Origin of the sequence: Paenibacillus sp. P36 (assembly GCF_045866505.1) — a bacterium.
Lineage (GTDB): Bacteria > Bacillota > Bacilli > Paenibacillales > NBRC-103111 > Paenibacillus_E > Paenibacillus_E chondroitinus.
Window position 1 is genome coordinate 4,804,466 of record NZ_AP038372.1, and the last position, 25,797, is coordinate 4,830,262.

Annotated in this window: 19 protein-coding genes; 11 read left to right on the plus strand and 8 right to left on the minus strand. The window is 46.2% G+C overall.

What is annotated here, in order from left to right:
* The first annotated feature begins 65 nt into the window (after positions 1-65).
* From ACKTT9_RS21585 to ACKTT9_RS21610, 6 genes are all read left to right on the plus strand, one after another.
* Complete coding sequence (locus ACKTT9_RS21585; protein ID WP_407867567.1) at positions 66-1,820, plus strand: sulfatase-like hydrolase/transferase; 1,755 nt, start codon at positions 66-68, stop codon at positions 1,818-1,820.
* A gap of 83 nt (positions 1,821-1,903) precedes the next feature.
* Positions 1,904-2,566, plus strand: coding sequence for a class I SAM-dependent methyltransferase (locus ACKTT9_RS21590; RefSeq protein WP_407867568.1), 663 nt, complete (start codon positions 1,904-1,906; stop codon positions 2,564-2,566).
* Positions 2,567-2,578: 12 nt separating this feature from the next.
* Positions 2,579-3,184, plus strand: coding sequence for a class I SAM-dependent methyltransferase (locus tag ACKTT9_RS21595; RefSeq protein WP_407867569.1), 606 nt, complete (start codon positions 2,579-2,581; stop codon positions 3,182-3,184).
* 132 nt (positions 3,185-3,316) lie between these two features.
* Positions 3,317-4,813 carry a spore germination protein gene (locus ACKTT9_RS21600; RefSeq protein ID WP_407867570.1) on the plus strand — a complete coding sequence of 499 codons (1,497 nt, stop codon included), beginning with the start codon at positions 3,317-3,319 and terminating at the stop codon, positions 4,811-4,813.
* Position 4,814: 1 nt separating this feature from the next.
* Positions 4,815-5,972 carry a Ger(x)C family spore germination protein gene (locus ACKTT9_RS21605; protein ID WP_407867571.1) on the plus strand — a complete coding sequence of 386 codons (1,158 nt, stop codon included), beginning with the start codon at positions 4,815-4,817 and terminating at the stop codon, positions 5,970-5,972.
* Between the two features lie 16 nt (positions 5,973-5,988).
* On the plus strand, positions 5,989-7,092 hold the full coding sequence (locus ACKTT9_RS21610) for an endospore germination permease (protein WP_407867572.1): 1,104 nt from the start codon (positions 5,989-5,991) through the stop codon (positions 7,090-7,092).
* A 48-nt stretch (positions 7,093-7,140) separates the two neighbouring features.
* Here ACKTT9_RS21610 and ACKTT9_RS21615 read toward each other — a convergent pair whose 3' ends face one another.
* The 6 genes from ACKTT9_RS21615 to ACKTT9_RS21640 all read right to left on the minus strand — a co-directional run bounded on the left by ACKTT9_RS21615 (position 7,141) and on the right by ACKTT9_RS21640 (position 14,739).
* On the minus strand, positions 7,141-8,037 hold the full coding sequence (locus ACKTT9_RS21615) for a family 43 glycosylhydrolase (RefSeq protein WP_407867573.1): 897 nt from the start codon (positions 8,035-8,037) through the stop codon (positions 7,141-7,143).
* Positions 8,038-8,049: 12 nt separating this feature from the next.
* The gene (locus tag ACKTT9_RS21620) at positions 8,050-9,675 is read right to left on the minus strand and encodes an extracellular solute-binding protein (protein ID WP_407867574.1); all 1,626 of its coding nucleotides are present in this window, start codon (positions 9,673-9,675) and stop codon (positions 8,050-8,052) included.
* Between the two features lie 30 nt (positions 9,676-9,705).
* A complete protein-coding gene (locus ACKTT9_RS21625; RefSeq protein WP_407867575.1) occupies positions 9,706-10,581 on the minus strand; it encodes a carbohydrate ABC transporter permease in 876 nt (291 codons plus the stop codon).
* A 12-nt stretch (positions 10,582-10,593) separates the two neighbouring features.
* Positions 10,594-11,448 (minus strand): sugar ABC transporter permease, encoded by an 855-nt coding sequence (locus ACKTT9_RS21630; RefSeq protein ID WP_157322206.1) that lies wholly within the window; start codon positions 11,446-11,448, stop codon positions 10,594-10,596.
* A 246-nt stretch (positions 11,449-11,694) separates the two neighbouring features.
* Positions 11,695-13,944 carry a helix-turn-helix domain-containing protein gene (locus tag ACKTT9_RS21635; protein ID WP_407867576.1) on the minus strand — a complete coding sequence of 750 codons (2,250 nt, stop codon included), beginning with the start codon at positions 13,942-13,944 and terminating at the stop codon, positions 11,695-11,697.
* A 78-nt stretch (positions 13,945-14,022) separates the two neighbouring features.
* Complete coding sequence (locus ACKTT9_RS21640) at positions 14,023-14,739, minus strand: metallophosphoesterase family protein (RefSeq protein WP_407867577.1); 717 nt, start codon at positions 14,737-14,739, stop codon at positions 14,023-14,025.
* A gap of 298 nt (positions 14,740-15,037) precedes the next feature.
* Between ACKTT9_RS21640 and ACKTT9_RS21645 the strand changes: the two genes are divergently transcribed.
* Positions 15,038-17,527: an S-layer homology domain-containing protein gene (locus ACKTT9_RS21645; RefSeq protein ID WP_407867578.1), complete on the plus strand. Its 2,490-nt coding sequence runs from the start codon at positions 15,038-15,040 to the stop codon at positions 17,525-17,527.
* A gap of 406 nt (positions 17,528-17,933) precedes the next feature.
* On the opposite strand, the gene ACKTT9_RS21650 is transcribed toward ACKTT9_RS21645, so the two are convergent.
* Both ACKTT9_RS21650 and ACKTT9_RS21655 read right to left on the minus strand, forming a co-directional pair.
* Positions 17,934-18,701: an SDR family NAD(P)-dependent oxidoreductase gene (locus ACKTT9_RS21650; protein WP_407867579.1), complete on the minus strand. Its 768-nt coding sequence runs from the start codon at positions 18,699-18,701 to the stop codon at positions 17,934-17,936.
* Positions 18,702-18,767: 66 nt separating this feature from the next.
* Complete coding sequence (locus tag ACKTT9_RS21655; RefSeq protein WP_407867580.1) at positions 18,768-19,550, minus strand: SDR family NAD(P)-dependent oxidoreductase; 783 nt, start codon at positions 19,548-19,550, stop codon at positions 18,768-18,770.
* A 218-nt stretch (positions 19,551-19,768) separates the two neighbouring features.
* On the opposite strand from ACKTT9_RS21655, the gene ACKTT9_RS21660 reads away from it, so the two are divergent.
* From ACKTT9_RS21660 to ACKTT9_RS21675, 4 genes are all read left to right on the plus strand, one after another.
* Complete coding sequence (locus tag ACKTT9_RS21660; protein WP_407867581.1) at positions 19,769-21,985, plus strand: helix-turn-helix domain-containing protein; 2,217 nt, start codon at positions 19,769-19,771, stop codon at positions 21,983-21,985.
* A gap of 261 nt (positions 21,986-22,246) precedes the next feature.
* Positions 22,247-23,185, plus strand: coding sequence for an ABC transporter permease (locus ACKTT9_RS21665; RefSeq protein ID WP_407873091.1), 939 nt, complete (start codon positions 22,247-22,249; stop codon positions 23,183-23,185).
* Between the two features lie 17 nt (positions 23,186-23,202).
* Positions 23,203-24,078, plus strand: coding sequence for a carbohydrate ABC transporter permease (locus ACKTT9_RS21670; RefSeq protein ID WP_407867582.1), 876 nt, complete (start codon positions 23,203-23,205; stop codon positions 24,076-24,078).
* A 42-nt stretch (positions 24,079-24,120) separates the two neighbouring features.
* Positions 24,121-25,794, plus strand: coding sequence for an extracellular solute-binding protein (locus ACKTT9_RS21675; RefSeq protein ID WP_407867583.1), 1,674 nt, complete (start codon positions 24,121-24,123; stop codon positions 25,792-25,794).
* Positions 25,795-25,797: the final 3 nt, after the last annotated feature.

Consider the following 25,797-nt stretch of genomic DNA (forward strand, 5'->3'; position numbering starts at 1 on the left):
CAGCATGCTGATCGTCATCTCCGCATACAACTAGGTTTAGAACAGGTAAATTCGGAGGTGTATGTATGCGTAAAAAACCGAACTTCCTCCTGATCATTGTCGATGAGGAGCGGTATCCTCCAACCTACGAAAGCCCGGAGATCGGCGCTTGGCGGCTCACGAATCTCCCTGCACATGAACGACTGCGAAAAAATAGCATAGAGCTCCACCGCCATTATATCGGCAGTGCTGCCTGCTCTCCGAGCCGGACTACGATGTTTACCGGACATTATCCGTCCCTCCATGGTGTCTCGCAGACGAACGGTATCGCGAAAGGTGCTTTCGATCCCGATATGTTTTGGCTGCCGCCAAATACAGTGCCTACAATGGGCAACTACTTTCGCGAAGCAGGCTACCAAACCTATTACAAAGGGAAATGGCATATTTCCTATGAAGATATTTTGGTACCTGGAATGCATACGGATGTGCCAAGTTATGACCCAGCAACCGGTGTACCGGATCCACAGCGGGAACAGCTTTATTTGTCCGCCGATCCGCTAAATGCCTTCGGCTTCTCCTCATGGATCGGACCTGAACCACACGGCCGCAATCCACATAATTCTGGTTCATCGTCAGCCACAGGCATGAGCGGCAGGGATGTCGTGTATGGCGCAGAGACTGTTAAGTTGATTGAAGCGCTGGACTATCAAAAAAGTGCCGATCCTGACGCCAAGCCATGGCTTATCGTCGCTTCCTTCGTAAATCCGCATGATATTACACTTTATGGGACGTTAACCGCCAATCTGCCAAACATGTTCCAATTCCATGTTGATCCAATGCCTGAAGTCCCTCCTCCGCCAACGATTCATGAATCGTTACATACGAAGCCAGGTTGTCAAGCCAGCTACAGAGATACTTATCCGAAAGCTTTGCAGCCAATTATTAATGAGTCCTTTTATCGAAAGCTGTATTATCAATTGCAAAAAAATGCCGACCATCAAATCATGAAAGTGTTAGATGCCCTAAGCCGCTCTTCTTTCGACGAGGATACGATCATCATTTTCACTTCGGATCATGGTGATCTGCTAGGTGCCCACGGCCATCTGCGACAGAAAATGTACTGCGCCTATGAAGAAGTTCTGCATGTGCCGTTCTTCATCCACAATAAGCGCCTTTTCCCGCATAAACAAAGTTTTTCAGAGCTAACTTCCCATCTTGACCTTCTGCCTACCATGCTTGGACTTGCAGAGGCAGATATTCCTGCCATTGAAAACAGGCTGAAAAGCAACTTCAGTGAAGTTCGTCCCTTCGTTGGCCATGATTTGACACCATATTTACTCCATCGCCCGGAGCATAAGGGAACTGCTTATACGAAGGAACCGATTTATTTCATGACGGACGACGATATCACGCGAGGCCAACAACAATTTAATCCCTTAGGGCGATCTTACAACTCTGTTATTCAACCAAACCACATTGAGACCGTTATCGTCGATCTGCCTGGGCAGCAGGGACGACCGAATCAAACATGGAAGTTTACCCGATATTTCGATAATGAACAGTTCTGGAGCGATCCCGGTGTACGCGATGTGACAATTCAGCTATTTGGCGAATTGTGTGCAGATTCGAATCAAACTACCAGTCAAGTTACATGCAAAACCGTTCCGGTGCCTGAGGAATATGAATTGTACAACTTAACCGAGGATCCACTCGAAACTCGTAATCTCGCTCATCCAGCTTGGTCCAATTCACAAACGGAATATGTACAGTCTTATATGGCCCAATTATTGGAGGAGCAACGAAGCCGCAAACGATTGAGACCAAAACCATTTAGCCCATAAGGTGACCTTCTATCACCATCCAATTTTGCATACCTATATAGCTTGCGGAGTGATTGCTTTGAGGAAAAAGGAGGTTTTCCAACATGCCTGGTTCCCTGCTTCAAACCCGTTTTTTTATTCAGTCTGATCCTATGAAGCAAGAGTTTCTTTACCGTTTACCTGACACCTGGTGGAGCAGGACCTATGAATACACGTGGTGCGCTTCCTTTATTGAAGATACCGACATTGCGTTGGATGCGGCTTGCGGGATCCCCCACCCTTTTAAATTTGTTCTCGGTCGGAGGTGTAAGCAAGCCTATGCTTGCGATTGGGATGCGCGTGTGCTTTCAACCCAAAGCTTACTTGAGTCCATTCGTTCGGACATTAATGAAGAGGCAGCAGAGATTGTACGAAAGGGAGACTATACAGAAACCATTTTAAGTCAAGCAAGCCTTACCCAACTTCCTTATGCGAATGATTTTTTTGATAAAATCTTCTGTATTTCGGTGCTCGAACATTTAAATCCGAATGATATGCTGCTGAGCATGAAAGAATTCAGTAGAACCTTAAAGGACGATGGACTGTTGATCCTCACACTCGACTATCCGACTGTTGACTTAAACATGTTTCAATCCTTTGTTCACAATTCCGGTCTGGATTTCCTCTCCGAAACAAATTTCACTCTTCCTCCTGATGCTCTCCACACCGATTTATGGGGTGGATTGTATTGTTTCCGCGCTGTCCTGAAGAAGAGAACACCAGCTTGAGGAGGAATCGGGATGAGTTTTGATTATATTGACTTCTGGGACCAGAATTATAGGTTAGGAGGCGATTCCGGCAGCGGCTCTTATGGATTATTGGCTGAATTCAAATCCCAAATCATCAATGATTTGATTCAAAAACATGCGATTTCTACCGTGATTGAATTTGGATGTGGGGATGGCAATCAGCTGCAAACGATGAATTATCCGCAATATTTAGGTTTAGATGTTGCACAATCCTCAATAAGCTTGTGCAAAGAGATGTATAAAGATGACAATAGCAAAAGCTTCATGCTTTATAAACCCGGCTTTCTGATTAACCGCGGATTCTTCCAAGCGGATCTCGTTGTTTGCTTGGATGTGCTCTATCATATAACCGATGAGGAAGATTTTGGTTCAACGTTAAATGATGTGTTTCAAAGTTCCAGCCGGTGGGTCGTCTTGTATACGAAGATCACAACCGGATTAGAGCCTCAGGAGGTTCCTACGATTCTTGACCGGGATATTGGGGCGTATTTATCCAAGCATTCTGATTTTAAAATGACGGAAATCATTCAGCAGCGTTATCCCAAGCTGTCTTCTTCCCATTTCATCATTCTGGAGCGAGTTTCTTGTTCTCTCTGATATTGTGCATCTCAACGCATTCCTCCTGAATGAATTCAGCCACTAATGCAGCTCCAGAATCGCACCTTCATCCAAAACCTTTGCATAGAAAAAACCATAAGAAGGATAATAAGGAAAAATTACTGGAGCTGCATGAGCTTGATATCCTCAAGAAATTCCGTTACCTATCCGCAGGATACCATCAGCACCGACTTGGCTGAGAACGAAGCGTTACTTCACCAAGTATTCGCTCATTGTTTCGACATTGTCTTTCAACGGGTCGTTTTGTCTGACGAATGTACAATTCTCATGGTCTATGTCGATGGAATGATTGATAAGAACGTATTCACATCGCCTTTGTTTCAGTCATGGCTAGTGGAAAAATCCGGCGTCAGCGCCAAAGACACAGTCGACTATCCGATCTTGAAAGAACATTTTGCGGTCGTACGTCCGCTTCGTAACGAATGCCGCCTGAAGGAAATCGCCGAATCGATTCTGCAAGCTTACTTGGCTGTTTTCATCGAAGGTGAACCGGAAGCGATACTTCTGGAAACGGCCGCCTTGGAGCTGCGAGGAGTCGAGGAACCGGCGTCTGAGGTGAGTATTCGCGGTCCCAGAGAGAGTTTTACCGAAACACTTCAAGTCAACACGAGTCTCATTCGACGACGAATTCAAACCCCCGTCCTGAAGTTTGAATCCGTCGTTCTCGGCACATTTTCCAAAACCAAAGTCGTCATCGCGTATGTGGAAGGACGAGCCCGTCCAGACTTGGTTGAGCTGGTTAAACAGCGAATGTCCACCATCCAAATGGATATCGTGCTCGATTCCGGCTATATTGAAGAATTCATTGAAGATAGATCATTCACTCCTTTCCCTCAAGTCATGAATACGGAGCGACCTGATATCGTGGCGGCTAACCTGATGGAGGGAAAAGTAGCGATTTTGACGGACGGATCGCCGCAAGCCCTGCTCGTTCCAATGACGTTCTGGACGGCATTTCAAGCTGTCGAGGATTATTATGAGCGGTTTCTATATTCCTCCCTGGTGAAGTGGTCCCGATTTATCCTGTTCTCCATTTCTTTGTACCTGCCTTCCTTATATGTCGCGATTACGACATTTCACCCGCAGCTGCTACCGTCAAACTTTTTGCTCAGCATAACGTCAGCTCGTGAAGGTGTTCCATTCCCAGCGGTTATTGAAGCGCTCTTAATGGAATTCTTGTTCGAAGGCTTGCGCGAGGCCGGAGTGCGGCTGCCGAAAGCTGTCGGTTCAGCCGTCAGTATCGTAGGTGCCTTGGTAATCGGGGAAGCTGCGGTAAGGGCGGGAATGGTCTCCGCCCCAATGGTCATCATAGTCTCCATAACGGGGATTGCCTCCTTCGCTATCCCCCGCTACAACATGAGCATCCCGTTCCGAATTCTTAGGTTTCCGCTTCTTCTTATTTCCGGAATTCTTGGCTTGTTCGGTGTTGCGATGGGAACGATCATCATCCTAATCCATATGGCTAGGCTTGAGTCGTTCGGAGTCGCTTATCTATCTCCGATCGCTCCTTTTCAGCCCGACCAAATCAAGGACGTTCTTTTGCGCGCTCCATGGCCAAAAATGACTTCACTTAAAGCTTTTATTCACAGAAAGTCTACACGGAGGTAATATGCGGAGCAAACGATATGGCTTGAAGCAAGCTCTCCTCCTCCTGCTGCTGGTCCCGTTAACCGGATGCTGGGATCATAAAGAATTGAACGACCGCTTATTCGAATTAGGTTCTGGTGTTGATCGGCTTGATGAGGAAAAAGTGTTACTGATCGGACAATTCATGAATCCGAAGAAGTCCGAAGAAGCAGGCAACGGTGAGAAACAGTCTTACTTCATCGAGACAGGAACAGGTAAGACTGTGTCCGACTGCTTATTGGACATGCAGTTAAAGTTATCGCGAAGAATAACCCGAGGTCATCGCCAGAACATTTACATTGGCGAAAAAACGGCAATGATCGGCATTTCGAACGATATCGATTCGGTCACTCGGGATCCAGACAGCCGTCTCAAATCGGACATATGGATTGTCAAGGGGGGGACCGCCCTTGAGTTTATGCGAATGTCCTATCAGCTGGAGAAAATGCCCGTCATTGCCCTTTCAAAGTTAAGACAAATTATTGGCAAAAGAACAGGTAATTCCTTACTAGAGTTATTAGTCGAGCAAAACGTTGAAGGAAGCGGTTCGACACTGCCTGCTGTCGAGATGTCATATGATTCGAAGCTCCAAAAAAAAACGTTGCATGTTTACGGCCGCGCGGTTCTTAACCGAAAACTGCAATTAGTCGGTTATTACGAAAGGTTGGAATCGGCTTATCGGTTATGGCTCACAGGTGAAACGGATCGTATGCCTGTCACGGTGTCCATGTCAAACGGAGAAGGATCGTATAGCGTTACGATCAGTCAATTGGGCAGGAAGGTGCACACCGAAATCCACGGCGAGCAAGTGGCAATAGGTGTTGAAGTGAAAGGCAATGCCGTTATAGTGGAGAGCACTGCAGGTGTGGATTTTCGAAATGATGAGATTCTGAGAACTTACGAAACCGAACTGAACAATCATATCGAAAAGGCGCTTTTGGACGTGATGCAGAAAGCACAAAAGCAGTTCAAAGTGGATGTTTTCCATTTTGGAAAAACAATCTCCAGGCAGCATCCTGAAGCATGGGAAGAATTAAATTCCCACTGGGAGCAAGCATTTTCCGATGCCAAACTTACTGTTCATTCGAATGTGATAATCAAGCGAATCGGACTTCAAGGGGCGCCTCCCAATAAAAGTTAACCCTAAGGAGCTTGAGATGAAGCTGACGAAATATCAATTGTTTTGGTTGTTATTTTCAATGGAGATGGGAATGACTTTGCTGATAACGATCAGCCCGACATTCAAAATAGCCAAACAAGGCGCACCTCTGGCAACGCTCCTGGCTGGTGCTGCTTCCCTGATCATCACCTATATCGCGATCAAACTAAGCCTTCTTTACCCGGATCAAACATTTATCGAATATGTACCGAGAATTATCGGCAAATGGCTGGGCAAGGCAATCGTCTTCGCCTATCTGCTTATGTGGATCATCGTAGCTGGTATCATCCTTCGCCAATATGCTGATTTCGTACATTTGACCTTGTTCGTGACGACTCCTTTATGGGTCATCATCTTGTTCATGTTGTTGGTTATTGTTTACGCGGTGCACGGAGGCATTCATATCGTCGGGCGGTGCAGCGAAATCATAGGTCCGATCGTCATTTTTAACGTGTTATTGTACAGGCTCCTATCTATTAAAGATTTGCGCATAGAGCGGCTGTTCCCCCTCTTGCCAACAACGGGTTGGATGCCTGTGTTAAAAGGGAGCATACCGACCATTTCCTTCTTGAGCGAATCGGTCATGATCGTGATGCTGATCGCTTTTCTTACAGAAAAAAAGAAGGCGGTTTCCTCTAGCTTGTGGGGTGTCGGCATTGCAGCTGTCATCATTGTGAGCACCACGATCGATGTGTTGCTGCTTATGGATAACACCCTTCCAGGCAAACTGCAAAACCCCATATATTCTTTCAGTCAATACATTTCCGTCTTGGAATTTATACAGAATCTCGATAGTGTACTCGTCGTTGGCGTGAGCTTCACCGTTTTCGTCAAAGCATGCCTCTACATATTCATGGCCAGTTATGGAACGGCCCAATTGTTCCAGATACGGAAATGGCGTTATCTGCTTTGGGTTGTCGGTACACTCGTCTTCGTCATCGCCATATTCCCACGAAATGTGGACCAAACCGAAGTAGCATTCCCTACTTTCTGGAAAAATGTGATACTTCCATGTTTCTTAATCGCTATCCCAGTGCTCTTATGGATGATCGGGAATGTCAAAAAACTCATGAAACGAATTGAACAGCCGAAAGCCCCCTGACGGGGGCTTTTGATACGAACTATAGGGCTTGGTAGCCGCGGCTATTGCTTATTCGTTTGGCCTTATATAAGGTATACCCTCAGCCCAGCCAACCTCTACTTTGGAGAGATACCACGTTTTTCCTCTGTCGTTATTCCCTTGAAAGAATAGATAGGTGCGGCCATCGTCATCCGCGAAGAAAAAAGGATGCCCGGATTCACTTTCATTCCAACTTCCCGGCTTTCCACTTGGGAGGAGCGGCTCCTGGAACATTCTTTCCCACCGAATGCCATCTTCGCTGATCGCGCAGCCTATCTGTTGAGGCTCGTTATTATAGGCTCCAGCATAAAACATATAAAGCTTTCCATCCCGCTTATGCATGGCAGCAGCCTCAATACATTTCCCTTCCCAATCCAACTCAGGCTTCAAAATAGATTCCGTGCACCTTTGTGTCCAGGTAGATCGGCTGTAATCGGAATCCACCGGAGCCGTCGCCACGCCTTGCATCTGAATTTCGCCCTCCGGATCGCGAGTGGCGAAGTATAGCCATAACTGATCCTCATGCACAAGGACATCGGCATCAATCGCTCTGCCGTTATTCCAGTCTCCGGTAGGCGCGAAGATGGGATTCGTTGCATTCTTGATAAAAGTCAGACCGTCTTCCGATACGGCGTGACAGATGGCATCTTTGGGGAAATTACCATAAGTTTGGTAAAACAAGTGGACACGGCCCTGAAGAACAATCGCCCCAGGAGCACAAATCCCTTTAGCTTCGCATTCTTGTTCGATGGGAACTTCGCCAATTTTGGTCCAATTCTCCAAATCCGTACTCTCCGCAATGCCGATTCCCCATCGGCCGTCAATGAATGGACCTCTGGAATAATACAATAAATATCTTCCTTGATAACGAACTACCGCGGGATCTTTCGCGTACGGGATGCCGGCTGTCAAATCTGCAAATTTCAATGGTTCCACCTCTTAATTTTTAATGAATTTCCACATATCTTTGGCCAAAAAAGCCGTATCTTTCTTCTCGTCATACCATTTCAAGTAGAACTCCTCCAGCTTCGCTCCCCCAGATTTCGCCCACATATCCTTGGCATCTGTGAAAGCCTGATCGACACTGTAGGACGCACCGGAAACAACCGCTTTGCTATAGAAATCCGTTATTTTGGAAACATTCGTATTGACAACCTTGAGGTCCTCTGGCAGCGCCGGCATATGCTCGCTATAGGTAATTGGCGCATACTGTACGTCAGAGCTTAGATTCGCTTCATTATTTTGCTTAATTAGCTCAATGAAATCTTTTTGCATCGGCTGGCTAGCATCTAGTTGACTTGCTACACTAGCACAAGGTTCCATCTCAATCTGCTGAAGCAAAAGCTGGAAGTCGTTATTCCAGGAAACTTCTTTGCTGAACTGCTGAATATCTTTGGGAGCGTAACAGCCATTCGCATTTTTCGCAGAGTCAACCTCCGGCGTTCCATAACGAAGCATTTCCCCCGTTGACTTGGACGCCATAAAATCAATGTATTTCATCACAGCTTCCGGGTCTTTCGCCTTCGCATTGACGACTGTCGTCATCTGTACCGGATTATTCACGCCCACAGCGAAACGGCCATAGGGTGATTTCGGCAGCTTAATGGCTTTCACCTCGGCGCTAGGCACATTCTTTTTCAGCGGTTCATAATACGTAGAATAGTTAAGGGGATCCACGGTGCGTCCGACAAAAATGCCTGTTTTTCCGTTAATCCAATCCTGCAGCGCTTTCTGGCCATTTTTATCCGTCAAAAAGTCCTTATCCGCCAATCCGGCATCAAATAACCGTTTCTTGAACGTTACTGCGGCTTTGGCTCTTTCCCAATCGTGGACAAGCTTGCCGCCTTCAACGACCCATGAAACATCCTGGAACATGGTGCTGATCGAAGATCCGGTCTCACCGCTTAGCGCAATTCCGTAGGTATCCTTTTGGCCGTTGCCATCCGGATCATTTTCCGTAAAAGCTTTTGCGACATTAAACAAGTCTTCCACTGTTTCCGGTTCTTTCAGCCCAAGCTTTTTTAACCAATCTTCGCGAATGAACAAGGCTTGGAAGCCGGTCAATTTCTGCACGCGTCCGAACTCGTATTGTTTGCCGTCTGATTTCGTGCTGGCTTTCTTAAGCTCCGGATATTTCTGCATTAATTCTTTGTACGTCGTACTGTATTTCTGAATCAAGTCATCAACCGGCATGATCTGTTTCTGCTGTACAAGCTGGTCTCTGAAGTTAGCGTCAAATTCTTCAATGACGTCAGGGGCATTGCCGGATGCGAACAAAATGTTCAGCTTCTGAACGGATTCTCCCCGAGGAATCGGCACATATTTCGCTGTAGCCGGCCCTGTTTCATTCAACCATTTGGTCCATCTGTTGTTATCGATCGTCCCCATCCCTTGCGGAATGTTGCCACGGTCATAAATGGTAACCGAAATGTTGCCTTTCTTCTGGGTTGTTGCCGGTGTTTCCCCCTCTTTATTGCCGCTGTTATTTGAACAAGCAACTAATAGGCATCCACAAGCTAATGACAAAGTGACAGTCGTCACCGTTCTTTTTTTCCATGTTTTCATTGACCCCATACCCCTTTACTAGGAATTGAATTATCCTTTAACGGCACCAATCATAACGCCCTTCACAAAATGCTTTTGCAGGAACGGATACACAACCATAATCGGAAGCACCATGACCATGATGGCAGCCGAATTGATTTCCTCCGGTGTTAATCGAATCTGATCCGCTGCATCCGAACTGTTCATTTGGGCAAGCATCGTTTGGCTCTGAATCATTTGCTGCACCAGGACGGATAAGTTGTATTTCGTCGTTTCATTCATATAAATCAGGACACTGAAGAAAGAATTCCAATACCCTACACCATAAAATAGCGCGAGTGTCGTCAAAACCGGCATGGAAAGCGGAAGCACAATTTTGCTCAAATACATCCAATCTCCGCATCCATCTATGCGTGCCGCATCATCGAGCTCACTCGGTATATTTTCCATGAACGATCGGAGCACGAGCAAGTTGAAGGTGCTAACCAATCCTGGCAGCCACAGCGCCCAATAGGTATTTAGCAAACCTAGCTCTTTGACTGTTAAATACGTTGGAATGAGGCCGCCGCCAAAAAGCAGCGTAAACACGATTGCAAACGTATACAATTTGCGCCCGTAAAAATAAGTACGAGTCAGCGGGTAGGCTGCCAGAATCGTGAAGACCATGCTTAGTACGACGCCAACCGCTGTTATCTGGATGCTGTTTAGGAAAGCATTCACAATCGGCGTCCCCATCAAAAGCTGCTTATACGACTCTAATGAGAAGCCTATGGGATATAGCGAGACCCATCCGGAAGCCACAGCATGCGTATCACTAATGGATAAGGACACGATATGGATCAATGGAAACAAGCAAGCCAATCCAGCTATCGTGAGCAACACATAAAATACGAAAATCAAGCTTCGTTCACTTGCTGATAATTGCATGATAATCCTCCTTCACCATAGTCCATTACCGAATTTGCGAGCAATCCGGTTCGTGATGAGGACAAGAATTAGACTAACTAAGGACTCGAACAAGCCAATAGCCGCCGATAAACTAAATTGAGAACCCATTAAGCCAATCTTGTAAATATACGTGCTGATGACTTCCGAAATATTGGATACCGTGGAGTTCTGCAGCATAAAGATCTGATCGAATCCAACCTCCATCACCCGTCCCATCGCTAAGATAAACATTAGCACGACCGTTGAGCTTATACCGGGCAGCGTTACATGCCATATCTGCTTCCATTTATTCGCCCCATCCAAGCTTGCAGCTTCATATAAACTTGCATCGATAGAACTCAATGCCGCTAGATACACAATGGCACTGAAGCCCGCTTCCTTCCATATTCCTGATCCTACAAAAATGGAAAGCCATGAACCTTCATGATACATAAACGCATAAGATTGACCGAATAGATACTTCCATAACAGATTAACCGTTCCGGCTTGTTGAGAAAATACCGTTACGATGATCCCGGCGACAATAATCCATGAAAAGAAATGAGGTAAGAAAATGAGCGTCTGAACGATACGTTTAAACCACATGGCTCTAACTTCATTGAGCATGATGGCAATCAGGATTGGAAATGGAAAGCCGATAAAAATGGATAATAAACTTAGCATGAGCGTGTTTCTAATGATCTGAAGAGTGGCCGGCGTGCTAAATAGCACACGGAAGTTCTCAAGCCCCACCCAAGGGCTGTGCAAAATGCCATCGCCAAAATTATAATGCTTAAAAGCCATTATGCTTCCAAACATGGGCACATATTTAAATGTAATAAAGAAAATGATAATCGGCGCAAACATAAGATATAACGGAATGTTGCGTCTCCAGATGGCGCTGCGAATCCTGCTCACCTCCTTCGTTAGTGATGCCCCAGTATCTCCTGCAGGAACGTTCCTGAGCACTCTTACACTATACGTTAACGCTCGCTGGTGCTTCAATTTCCATTTTTCCTCGATAAACAAAAGTGTTTCCTATACGTAAAACCGCCCTTCTACGCAAGAAGGGCGGCTGCAAGGCAATCTGCAATAAACATTTTTCCTCGATAATCATGTTTGTAAATCGGCTTGATTCAGCTTACGGTACTCACCTGGAGTAATCCCTTCACTCTTCTTGAAAGTACGAATGAACGAAATGACCTGCAGATAACCAACATGTTCGGCAATGGACTGGACGGAGTCGGATGTCTGGACGAGCATTCGTTTGGCTTCCTCCACGCGGATGCGAATCAGGTAGTCCACGAAACGTTCGCCGGTCTCCGCCTTGAATAGCTTGCTCAGCGCCCGGGAAGGCAGTTCGAATTTCTCGCTCAGGAAATGAAGAGATAAATCCGGATTACTATAAGCTTCTAACAGGTATGACTTTATTTCACTGATCAACGAGTGATAATCTTGCGTATTCTGCCATTGCTGCATGGAGGCGACAAGCTCATTGAGAAATGTTGTCAGGCCCTCCTGGATCTCATCGATCAGATCGAACTGCGTTAATTCAGACATCGCTTCCGCAGGAAGCTGCATGGACCTGTTGCCCTCTCCCTGAGCCGGCATATCCTGTTGCAATTTTTCTAATTCGTCAAAAATGTATTGAACGACATCGAGCACTCTCTCTCGTGGAAATTGATCGTTTTTCATCTCCGCAAACATGACATCCAGCACGTCACGCCAACCCGGCTCCGCTGCTCTAACTGCTTTCGCCAAAGTTTTGACGAATTGCAGCTGTCTGTACAAATCACCACGAGCATGTTGCTGCCCTTCTCTGGCATCATAGATATTATTATAGCCATGCACCGTCCGGAATTGCCCGGCTTTCCAAGCATCCTGATAGGAGTGGCTGATCTCTTCCGCATCGTTTGCTTTTGTCCCCACATAAATGGAAGCTGTAAATTGCAAATTCAATGAAATCCAACTTTTCACAGCTTGGGCAATCGTATCAATGGATGAAGTGGACGGATCCCACTGGTTGTACAGGATGGCCACCAATTGGTCGGCTTCCTTCCATTCGAACCAAATGGGCACCTGTTCGCCTTGCGCAATTTCTTGTATCACCCCATGAATCACAAACTTAAGCAGTTTCTGATCCCGAATGGAGTAACGGTTGCGAAAATCCTGATAATTATCGATTTCGACAATCATTACGATGGACGACTCGAATGTCTCCGGCAGCTTCAACTGAGCTGCTTCCAGCATCCATTCATCCGGACTCAATGAGAAATTGCCTTCGAGAAGCTCGTAGAACCAATATTTTTTACGAATCGATAAATCCTCTTGATATCTCTTTTCGTATTGATGTGAATTTTCCACTAAATTATCTAACGCAGAAGAAATGAACTGAAATTCGTCATGGGCCGTTTTTTTCCCCATGGATAAGCTTCTTTTTAGTGTATAGCGATCAATCCGAATCATGATTTCTTCAATTGGCTTATAATTTCTATGAGTAATGTACGTCAAAAACAAAATACCGATAAGCATCAACCCTAAGACAGGCAGCATCCACGCTTCAAAAAAGACCGAAAGCAGACTCGCTTGCTCCAGTGGAGGAACATTCACCTCAAGTGTCCACCCCGTGTAAGGGGATTGCACGCTGCTGCTGCCCCAGGCATCCGGTTTGGAGCTTTTGGCTTGTACATTCCGCTCAAAAAACGATGTGCCATCTGAACCCGCTAAGTTGATAGAATCAGCCGCATTTGCCTTAATCGTTTGCAGCATACTGTTTAGGGAACCTACTTGAATATTAATCACTACGACACCACTCGGAACCGAGGAGGTAATCGGGATTTGCTTGGCAAGTGAGACCACTTGACCTGGGCGCGCTTCACCGAGAAATTGGTTGTAACTGCGTGGGGACGTCCACTTGCTGCCCAAGGTGCCATGAAATGCTTGCTCCACAAAATCGGCATCTGCAAACTGATCGAGCTTAAACATGGAATTATCCGTAATCACTTCATTATTCTCTTTATTGTACAAATACACGTCTCCAGCAAACGGAAACAGTGTTTTGAGCTCATTTAACCTCTGCGTAATTTCATAGGCCGCAAATGGGGACGTCGGTTCATGAGCGTTATAATAATTTCGAATCCACTCATCCGTCAGCATTTGTTGAACAATATAATTTTCGATGGTTTGAAAGGAAGAATCCACGACGTTCATCACATGCGCGGTAAAAACATCATTCGTATTTCGAATCCGTTCTTTCGTTTCTACATTCCATCTGTAATAAAACGCCATGCTGAGTATCAATACGACAAACACGAAAAACGGCATGTACGATAAAAGCAGACGGTAAAACCACTTTCTTTGCATGGTCTTCCCCCTATAGCGGCACTTAGTGTAACTTATAACTAAAATAAATTCTCCATAAGTTACACAAACTCCTCCCTATTACACTTCCTTCACCATGTAAACCTGCTGGCTTGGCAGCTCCAGACCATTTAACTGACCTCCGTAAACGGCGCCGCCATCAATGCCAATAATGCGATTCACACCAAAGTAAACATTAAAGTTCTCAGTATCACCATGCAGCGTATCTGTCGAAGTATGCCCGAAGACCACAATTTTTTTATCGGAATAACCGGTATGAAATTCATCGCGAATCCACATCAAGGTATGCGGGTCCGTTTCGGAAATCGGAGTTCCGGGCTGAACACCGGCATGTACAAAGATATAGTCATCTGTTTCTATATAGTGTTCCAGATTCGCTATGAAAGCCAGGTGTTGCGATAAAATCTCCGATTGCAGCGTTGGTTTAACGAAGGTCTCTGCATTTTCATCGACTGCGAAATCAGCTTCCGTAAACCCATAGCTTCTAAGCGTCATATCGCCGCCGTTAATTTGCGCCCAACGTTTCCAAGCACGTTCTTCTTCCGTCGTTAATGCTTTAATCATTAAGTCTTCGTGGTTACCCTTGAGTACGAGCGCTCCCGCCTCTTTTAAAGCGATCACCTTGTCAATGACTCCTCTAGCGTTCGGCCCACGATCCACATAATCGCCAAGCAGAATCAGTTGATCTTCTTCCGGACGATAGCTCGCAGCTTCCAGCAAACGCTCGAATTTCTCAAGTTCTCCGTGAATATCGCTAATGACAAGCATTCTTTTCATCTCGTTATCCTCCTGATGTCTGGTTTCAATTTTACTAGTATAAAATGAAAAGCTCTTATCTGCAATTACGGAATCTAGGCGCCTTAAGCCCTTAGAAAAGGTTGATTCACCCTACTAACTTAGTTGAAATCGCTTACAAATGCTTGGTCCATCTTACTATAATTTCTATGTAAGCTTGTAACTAACATCAGAAAGGGGCGGATAGGATCGTATATCTAAAAAGTGTACCAAACACGAATTGTCTAAGATCAAGGTTATGCAATCGTATTGAAATTATGGGATAAGAAGGTGTGCGTGAATGAAACGGCTTTTATCATTATTGTCTTTCGTCCTCATTAGCTTAACTTTAATCCCGGTTACCCATGCGGCAAATGACACCGTTCCTGGGAACCGAACTTCAATGGTACAACAATCAGAGAAATTTAACGATTTAAGTGATTTACCGCAGGATATCAAGGACAAATTTGACGTTTTGATTCGAGATCATGTGTTTGATGGCGTCTCGGACCATTCGTTTGGATTAAACGAGAAAATGAATCGGGCTCAGTTTGCCAAGGTTGCTGCGATGATCTTTGCACTACCGATTCCTCCAACGGGCACACAATCGTCGTTTGCCGATGTGCATGCGGATGATCCAGCTAATGGGTATGCCCTTCCCTACATTGAAGCATTAAAAACAGCCGGGCTGACGAACGGAGCCGACGAGAGTGGCAAGCTGTACAACCCAGCGGGTCAAGTAACCCGTCAAGAGTTGGCTGCATTCTTGGTCCGCGGGCTGAAGTGGCAGGATTCCGGGGTCACGCTGGCGACGGACATGACAGTAGACGACTGGGCGAAAGGTTATGTCACGTTGGCGATTCAGAATCAGCTCATGACGAACATCGCCGTCGGAAGCTTTGGAGGTAGCGCCCCCTCTACGCGGAAGACATTAGCGCTAGCAAGCTTTGAAGCGAGACACGCCTTCCAGACGCATGCGATACCTGCCACCGGCAGTCCAACCACTGCGGAGAGCTTACCTCCTGGCATTACCGTGCTGCCAACAAAGATTGAGTTGGATGAAACCGTTCAACTCAGCGTTGGGGATAACTATTATGACGCCAATGGAAAAATCTCGACAACCGGTCAACCGCCGGTGATCGGCCTGAAAGTGACTGGACCGAACAATTACGAGTTTACGCTGAGCCAAATCGAAACGCTATACAGCAGCGGTTATTTGGATATCTCCGCTTCAGGCGGCCTTGTGCTCGATAACCCGGTAATCGGTCAAAGTTATGCCGGACTAGGCAAAATTGTCGTTAAAGAGGTCAAGTCTGAAGGAGATGCTTCCATCACGGCCAGCCTTACGCACATTGGTGATGCAACCGCGAGTCAATCTTATAAGATCTCACCGATGCGCATTCCCACAAGCATTGAAGTTAATACCAAAGATATGGTTGTACTCGCAGAAAATGAGCAGCCTCAAGGGTTTATTTTTACCATTAAAGACCAATTTGGAAAAGCATTTAATGCGGCATCCGCGCTCGATCGTACTCCTTACATGATTCAATATGAACTCGAACGAGTTTCCGGTGAGCCTAGTTTGCAAAGTGCCGGAGGTATTTTTGAAACTCCTTGGGATGAGGTGAGCCCCGACTCCACCAACTCAGACAATCACGTCCTGACTTGGCAGCTGCCTGTAGACAAAAGCGGTGATTTGAACAAATTCATGTTCAAACCAACCCAGAAAGCAGTAAGTCCAGATGGCTCGCATTACACAATTACAGCAAGCGTGATTAATAAAAACACCGCTGAGTCGGTCACCTCGGCAGCTTCTAATTTAGCGATTTACAACTGGAAGGATTACGATCCTTTCATGAAATACGAGCTGGATATGCTGGATGATCATTTTGCTGCAGGTAAATATTTATTCGAGCGGAATTTAATCAGCAGTGCGAGTGATGTTGCAGCTATGAATTCGAAATTTGCTTATTACGGCAAAGAAATCAACATCATCGCAACAGATGACAAGAACAGAAGAATCGATATTACGAAGGTGCTCAAAGACGATAAAGGCAAGCCGATTTCGATCATTCAACAAGTCTCAGCCGATGCAAACGATTCTATCCTGGCCGCCCCTAGCGTGAATACATCAAGTATTCCCGTGTATAAGGCTTACGGTATTCAGCCAACGGAATTATTCAACGTCAACGTAACTTTTTATACCCCAGGCGGATCCAAAACACTGACGAAACAACAAGTGACCGTCGATTTTGCCGAGCCTGTAGCCAAAGCGGTAGCATTGAAAAATACGACGCTTCAATTCAACTTGAATACCGTGTATACCATCCTCAAGGCGGACGGAAAATCGGAACAGATCAAAGGCTCTGACTATCTTGCGAGTAACCCATACGTGTGGGAGTTTTTAAAATTTAGCGACAATAATGGTCAGAGTGTGAAAACCGAAAGCGGCTTCTTTAAATATTTTATCCAGGCAACGGATCAATTCGGCTACAAATATCAGAATACCAGCGATGGTCAACTCGCGGATTTCATCCATAACCTCGATATCCTGAAAGTTCAAATTACCATTGATACGGATAACAAATATCCGCCGAAATGGAGCGTAAAAGACGAGACTTTGAAGGATAAAATCTGGATTGATGACCAGTTCCGGCTTCATTATGAGCCTGCTGCCCGGAATGCTGATGGCTCATTTGACTATTCAAAGAAAAATTTGCAAAGCTTCAGTATCGAGCTCATTACCCCTTCCATGCAGCGGTCATGGTGCACCGTCACATTAAGTAACTAAGGAATATCTGCTGCGTAAAAAGGCTTATTCCATTATGTTAGCTGCTGCGCAGCCAACTGGCTCTGCGGGTGAGGCGCAATCTCACTACTAAGCCCTTCAGTAGCGCTGAATTCGCAGCACGCTGCGGTTTCTCCCTCCGCGAAGGGAACTCCAGGCGCTATTTCTTGGAAATGCGCCCTTTGAAGCGCGGAGGGGAACTGGGGGCTCTTATTTCTTCATATTTGGCTAAAAACCAGCAAAATGTGAAGAAATAAGACCTTGTAGTTCCCCTACATTCTTCAAACCCTCGCTATTCGCCGAAATAGCGGACCGTAGTTCACTAAGTTGGTGATATCGAACCTAACCATTAATTACCGCCAATCATGAAGAAACGGCAGCCTCAACACAGGCCGCCGTTTCTTCTCTTTCAACGATATATCGGAGCCCCCAACGGTGCTGAGCGTGCTCCCCCATCAACGGTAATTTCCGCACCCTGCACGAATGAGGAGTCATCTGAAGCCAGAAACAGTACCGCATTGGCAATCTCCTCTGGATCCCCCATTCGGTTCAGCGGAATGGTACGCGCTTGAGCTCCCTCAAGCTTCGCGGTTTCTTCTGGTGTCGATTTTTTCCAAATCGGAGTGCGAGTTGCCCCAGGCACCACGGTGTTCACGCGAATACCCCGCGGCGACAATTCGGTGACCAACACTCTTGCCATACTGCTGATCGCACCTTTACTCGCCGCATAGGCAGCCCTTCCCGGCGCGCCGTCCGTTGCGCGTGTCGATCCGGTCAAGATAACCGATGCCCCTTCCTTTAAATACGGTAAAGCGCATTGTACCGTGAAGAAGGAGCCTGTTACGTTAATTTTGAGAACCTCTTCAAAGACGGAAAATTCTGTGCTGCCTAATGGTGTGGCCGATGAAATGCCGGCATTCGCATATACGATGTCCAGTCCTCCAAAAGCTGCGACGGCTTGGGACAACGCCTTATCCATGCTTGCAGGGTCCGTTGCATCTGCTTGAAAGGCCAGAACACTCGGGCCAAGCTCTTCGGCCACCTCGTTTAACGTAGTTTGATTTCGGCCCGTAATCACGACCTTTGCACCTTCGGCAATGAACAGTTTTGTGGTTGTCAATCCTATCCCGCTATTGCCTCCTGTAATTAATGCCACTTTGCCATCAAGTTTTCCCATTTCACTTCTCCTTTGTCTACTCCTTTAATCCGGTATGGAAATCGATTCATTATCTTCTATTACCGCTTACCAAGCGGAAGCACCACCGTCGACCGCGTAGTTGACACCTGTGATATAGGCCGCTCGATCAGAAGCAAGAAACGCCGCAAGTTCCACGATCTCTTCGGGTTGACCGAAGCGCTTGAGCAATGTCTTGCTGGTTATCGCGTTCCTGGCTGCTTGGTTGTCCCCAAGGTCACGGTCACTGGCCGGGGTCAAGACAGGCCCGGAGCTGATGGCCACCGCGCGGATGCCATGACGAGCTCCTTCCAGCGCGAGCTGTCGCGTCATGCCGATGACCCCTGCTTTTGCTGCGCAGTGCGCGACCATCGGCGGGGTCTCGCCAGCAATCATGCCGGCTACGGACGCGATGTTGATGATGACTCCCCCACCCTGCTTGACCAGATGCGGCCATGCGAACTTGGACACGAAGAAAGGGATATCGAGTTCGCCGGTTATGGTCGTCCGCCAGTCTTCGATAGAGAAATCCGGCATGGGACCGAAGCGCTGCATCGCTGCGTTATTGTAGACCACATCGAGTCCGCCATAAACGGCTACAGCATTTTCAACAAGTTGCTGAACCTGTTCGGGAATCGTGAGATTAATCGGCGCGATGCCGGTCATCTCACCGCCGGAACGACGCACGAGTTCAACCGTCTCGTTATTCGCATCCACTTGGATATCGCACCCGATGACCTTTGCACCCTCTCGCGCAAAAGTCTGTGCCGCGACGCGGCCCATGCCTCCACTAGTACCTGTGATCAACACGATCTTCTTGTCAAGTATTCCACTTAATTGTTGGCTAGTCATCAAATCTCCTCCTATGTTCGTAACTAATCTGCAGCATTTAATATTGTGTAAAATTCCCCAATTCATTCATTGGACAATCTGTCGATGTCATCAATCGTATTCACGAATACAAGCATGATCCGTGTTGATTTGGCATATAACGTACGACAGTGAGCGCAATACAACGTGGTGGAAGCGTAATTACATGGCATTATGTATTACTTTTGAGGAGCGTTTGTATGACAAAACCATGGTTTTATCGACTTTTATTCTCGTATTTGCCTGTATTTTTTATGATCACCTCCGTCCTTATTGTGCTTATTATTCTATCCATCAGCCACTTGTCCAAAAGAGAAGCTGAAAATGCAAATCAAACCTATGCTTTACATATCATGCAGTCCGTGGATTATACCTTGAAAACGATCGATGAGTATGTCATTAAGGAACTGCAGACTAATCAACGGATCGATCAGTTCTTTGACAACAAATTGGAGGGAAATCCCTATTACTCCGCCTACGAGGTTACAGAATTAATTCGGGGGATGATGAATTACAACAAGTTCATTGATTCCGTTTATTTTTACAGGGCTTCTGATCAAATAGTGATTAGCCCCAACACCATGATAGCGGCAGATCGCTTCGGAGATAAAGCGTTTATCGATGAAATGATCAAAAGTCCTTCGCAATATGAACTTACAAATCAGCGGCAATATAAAGAATTTACCGAGATGGATCAACGCAAGGTCGTCATTTCGCTAGTACGAAAGTTCCCTCTTTTATCCGGGCAAAAAGGCATCATTGTAGTCAACATCAGTATGGACGCTATTGTTGGAATGATTCGTGATATGTCCAATTCAAAAATCAGCTTCATCCAAGTCTATGATCCCGCAGGCAATCAGCTGCTGGCTTCCGGAAATGGGCATGCGATTACAGGGTCTGAATTGACCCGCATCCATTCCAACTATACGAACTGGGAATACCGCAGCGGACTTAATGATCAGTATTTGTATACCTTCACTTCTGTTTTCTCCTATGTGTGGATCGGTTTGGGACTGGTTATGATTGTTCTTGGCGGTATCTGGATGACCTATGTGACCCATCGTAATTACAGGCCCATTCAATTAATAATGTCGCGTATCCATGCCATCTCCGAGCTCCAATCGATGAGTATCGACGGTAAGAAAAAAGATGAATTCCAGTATATTGATCGAGCCATCAGCAATCTCATGGAATTATCCAGCCGTTATGAGAAGCAGCATGAGGAAGATATCGTATTCAGGCGGAGGCATGTTTTCAAAGAGTGGCTGGAGGGCAGCCGGACGGTCGAATATGAGGACTGGAAAGTCGAGATGAATCGACTGCACTTGCCTACCGGCTTCGGTCAGCTAACTGCGGCAGTTATTGAAATGGATAAATATATGGAAATATGCCGAATGTTTTCTCAGAAGGATCAAGAACTGCTCAAATTTGTACTAAGCCGGGTCGTTTATGAAACAGCTGAATCGTTTGGTCTCACCGTTTGGGCCGAATGGATGGCTACACACAGGTTAAGTGTTGTGATATTTACAGATGAGGATGTTAAAAACAGTGAGAAACAGGCAGCCAACTTATGTGAAAACATTCGCGCCTGGGTCGAACAGCATCTGCATTTCCGCATTACGCTCGGTGTCGGGCATGTGGTCGGACAAGTACAGGAACTGGTTCATTCCTATGAGGCTGCCACCCATGTGCTCCGCTTTAAATCAGCCTTGGGGACGAATCGAGTATTATATCATTGGGAAGCTGAAGCTTCCACAGAGAAGGAAATGTATAAACACCTGCCTTTGATCAAATCGCTGGCTCAATCGTTTCGGTTGGGGGACGAGGGTTGGAAACCGGCCTTGGAACAATTTTTCACGGAATTAAAGGTCGGGTTATTATCCTACGATGAGATTCGCAACCTCATGAATTACTTCGCTTATCATTTACATCGGGAGATGATCGAGCTCTCAGCCGAGCTGCAGGAGTCCATACAAATTGCAATTCCTCAGCTCAATGATGCCACTCAACATTTCGATACAATTGAAGAACTATATGCCAGTTGCTTTCATTTGTTAGAACAAGCCTCTCAGCGGATGGCCGATATTCGTGAAGTCAGGAGCAATCATGCCGTCATGCGCCAAATTCGTACTTATGTGGAGACACATTATGCAGATCCGGAGTTGTCACTCACCTCGCTAAGTGAGCAATTTCAGCTGCATGCCTCACACATCAGCCGTGCCTTCAAAGAGGAATTTGGCGAGAAGTTCGTTGATTATCTTGTAAAAATCCGGATGGAACAAGCTCAGCATTTGCTCCAAAGCAGTCGCCACTCCGTGCAGGAGATTGGAGTTCAAGTCGGATACACGCATGCCATTTCATTTATTCGCGCTTTCAAGAAATATACGGGGGTCACGCCTGGCGATTACCGGAAGTAAGCGTTGCAAGACCATTTTATCAAGAAATGTCTATCGTTAATTGTTGTTTATTCACCTTTGCACCAATTCACGAAAGCCTTGTACAGCAAGGGATTCAAAAGAGTTTACTCCCTAATTCATGTATATTGAGAAGGATGGCGCTTCTAGGGTACATTGATTCCATCGACGGCAAGGTAGCATGGGATGGTTCAATAAATACTCGAAAGGAGGTGCCGCACAATGCCGCATACACCGCTGGACAATACGCAAACAGTCCCCATGATGACAGCTCACAGATCTGCCCGCCATAAGGCCAAGTTGCTGCAGCCCCGTCGACGTCTCAAACAAAATATGCCTTTATTCATGATGTTTGTACCAGTCATTGCTTACTTTATTATTTTTCGGTATTTTCCAATTTTAGGTAACCTGATTGCATTCAAAAACTATAATTTGATGGAAGGCATCTGGGGCAGCCCCTGGGTTGGCCTCAAACATTTCAAGACACTATTCACCCAACCGCAGACCCTTACGATTATCCGTAACACGGTCACTTTGAGCTTATTAAGTATTATCGCCGGGTTCCCTTTCCCAATTATTATCGCCATCTTACTGAATGAAGTTCGTGCCATGCGTTTCAAAAAGATTGTGCAGACACTGATCTATATCCCTCACTTCTTTTCATGGGTTATTGTCGGAGGGATTGTCGTTACGATATTCTCCCAGCAATCCGGTATCATTAACAAGCTGCTGGAGCTATGGACGGGTCACACCACGGCTTTCTTGTATCAGGAGCATAGCTGGATAGCGATCTTTCTCGGTTCCGGAATCTGGAAGGAAGCCGGTTGGGGAGCGATCATTTACTTGGCGGCTCTTACCTCCATCGATACACATCTGTATGAAGCCGCTAGCATCGATGGAGCTTCCAAATGGAGGCAGATCTGGCACGTCACCCTGCCCGGTATTCGCAGCACGATCATTCTCATGCTGATTCTGAGTATGGGGAATGTCATGGAAGTCGGGTTTGATCACGTGTATACCCTCCAAAATGCAGCTGTTTCGGATGTCTCAAGTGTCATTAGCACCTATATTTTTATCGTAGGTGTTCAGGGAGGACAGTTCAGTTTGACTACGGCTGTCGGGTTGTTTGAATCTCTGGTCGGCTTCATTTTCGTCGTCCTTGCGAATCAACTGGCCCGTAAATTCGATCAAGGACTCTGGTAAGAAAGGAGCCTCCCTTCATGAAACCAGCTTGGGATGAGAAAATCTTTTATACATGTAACTATCTGTTCCTGGGACTTGCAGCTTTAAGCTGTGTACTTCCCCTACTTCACATCATTTCTCTGTCGCTGAGCAGCTATCAAGCGATTGTATCCGGGCATGTCTCCCTCTGGCCGCAAGGCTGGACCATGGAAGCTTATAAGGCATTATATACGGGCACGAATATGGTAAAAGCTTTCCGCAACAGCATCGTGATTACCGTTGTAGGCGTAGTGCTCAGCATGTGCTTTACGATCATGGCGGCTTATCCGTTAGCCAAGAAATATTTCTACGCGCGTCGTTTTTTCACACTGGCTATTGTATTTACCATGTTGTTCGGGACGCCATTAATTCCACTTTTTTTGATTGTAAAAAGTCTTGGCTTACTGGATACCTACGGCGCCATCTGGATGCCCGGACTGATCAGTGCATTTAATATGCTCGTGCTTCGGACCTTCTTCATGAACGTCCCCGAAGAGCTTGAAGAAGCTGCACGCATGGATGGTTGCGGTGAATGGCGACTTCTCACGCGTATCATTCTCCCTCTATCCCTCCCTGTTTTGGCAACGTTGACTTTATTTTATGGTGTCGGATATTGGAATTCCTTCTTACATGTACTCATGTTTATCAATGACAGTACCCGAATGAACTTGGCGGTTATGATTCAACAAATGGTTGCCAGTCAATCCATTCTGCAAGAGCTAAACTCCGTAAGACCGGACGACCTGCAGCAAATGACACCTGAGTCTATCAAAGCGGCCGGCGTAATCGTACTCATTGTACCTATGCTCATCGTCTATCCTTTCTTGCAGAAGTATTTTGTTAAAGGGGTTATGATCGGCGCGATTAAAGGATAAATCGGAAGACCTTGAAATCGAATTATCTAAGGGGGTATTTCCATGTTCATGGTACCAAAGGGTCATCGGAAAGCCATACTTGCCACACTCGTCTGTGCCGCCGTCTTGGCAGGCTGTTCCACTCCCAAAGTTGACGATCCAGGAGCATCATCAAGTCCGAATGCGACCCCGGGAGCAGAATCTGCGCAAAGAGGAGCGATTAACGTTTCCGTGTATGATCGGGGGAATATCCCTCCGGAGGAAGGCAACTGGGATAAAAACCGTTGGGTGGATTGGATCAACAAGAACGGTCCTGTCGATGTGAAGTATACCCCCGTCCCCCGCTGGGAGTCTTTCCCGAAATTTAATGCCTTGTTTGCCTCAGGAAGCGCACCGGACTTGATTCTGGAGTATGATGCCAATTACAGAAACAGCTGGTATTCGCAGAAACTATTGATGCCGATTGATGAGATGGTTGACAAATACAGCACGACCTACAAACAAATTCTTGAGAAGTATCCTTTGCTGCGCAAGATTGGAACCAAGGAAGACGGCAAATTGTATGAAATTGGACGTTTGAATGTCGTGGCTCCGCATCATCGTCTTTTGATTCGTGAGGATTGGTTAGAGAAACTGAATCTGCAAGTCCCAACGACGACGGAAGAATTATACAATGTGGCCAATGCTTTCGTGAACCAAGACCCGGACGGCAACGGTAAAAAAGATACGTTCGGTATCAACCTGAGCGGTGTCGGCTTCTCCGTGATCAGTCATATTTTCGGGCGTTCGATCGACTGGGCTGAGCAAAATGGCGCTTTCGTCCATGATTGGGACCGTCTCCAAGCTTCTGTCGAATTCCAGAAACGTTTGTTTGACAACGGCTTAGTGGATAAGGACTTTCTTACTGATAAGAACGGACAAAAAGGCATCCAGGATTTCATGAATGGAAAATTGGGGATTTTTGCGATCGACAGTGCCTGGTTTACCATCTCGAACTATGAAACGTTGAAGAAAAACAACCCGACGGCAAAGGTCATTCCCATGGCATTACCGAAAAGCCAGTTCGGCCAGTTCAGCCCGATAATCAGCACACCAGTGCAAATGGTCGGTGTCGTCAACGCCAAAGCCAAAGATCCGAAAGCCATTATGCAGTATATAGACTGGATGGTGGATCCCGAGCACGCCAGCTTGCTGAAAAATGGTATCGAGGGTACGCACTCACAAAAAGGTTCAAATGGCTGTTTGCAGCCTATTGACACGGAGAAAAATAAAAAAGAGCTTTATACGGATGACTTGAACATGATGCGATCCGATCTGCTGCTCGGCAAATGCGCGGAGGTGTATCTCGTGAATCTTCGCCCAGAAGTGCCTACGCAAAAAGAGCTGCTCGATATCAATCTCAAATCCAAAGAAATTTATATCAATAAAGATCGTCCGGTTCCTTCGCTCGGTAACGACTTCCTGCCGGTTTTGCCGGATGACCTGCAAGCGATTGTCAAAAGCACAAGCAAGTCCAACAATATCGACAAAGGTGATATTTGGCTGAAAGCTTTGGTTGGCGGCTCCGGTTACACCGCACAGCAAGCTGTGAAAGATGCCAAAGATGTCTGGGAAAAGGCCGGCGGCAAGCAAGTCGATGATTATTATGCCAAATGGTACGAGAACAACAAAACCAAAATATTTAGTATCGATGATTTGTACAAATTCGCTGAACAATCTCAGAATGAATTGAAATAGAAC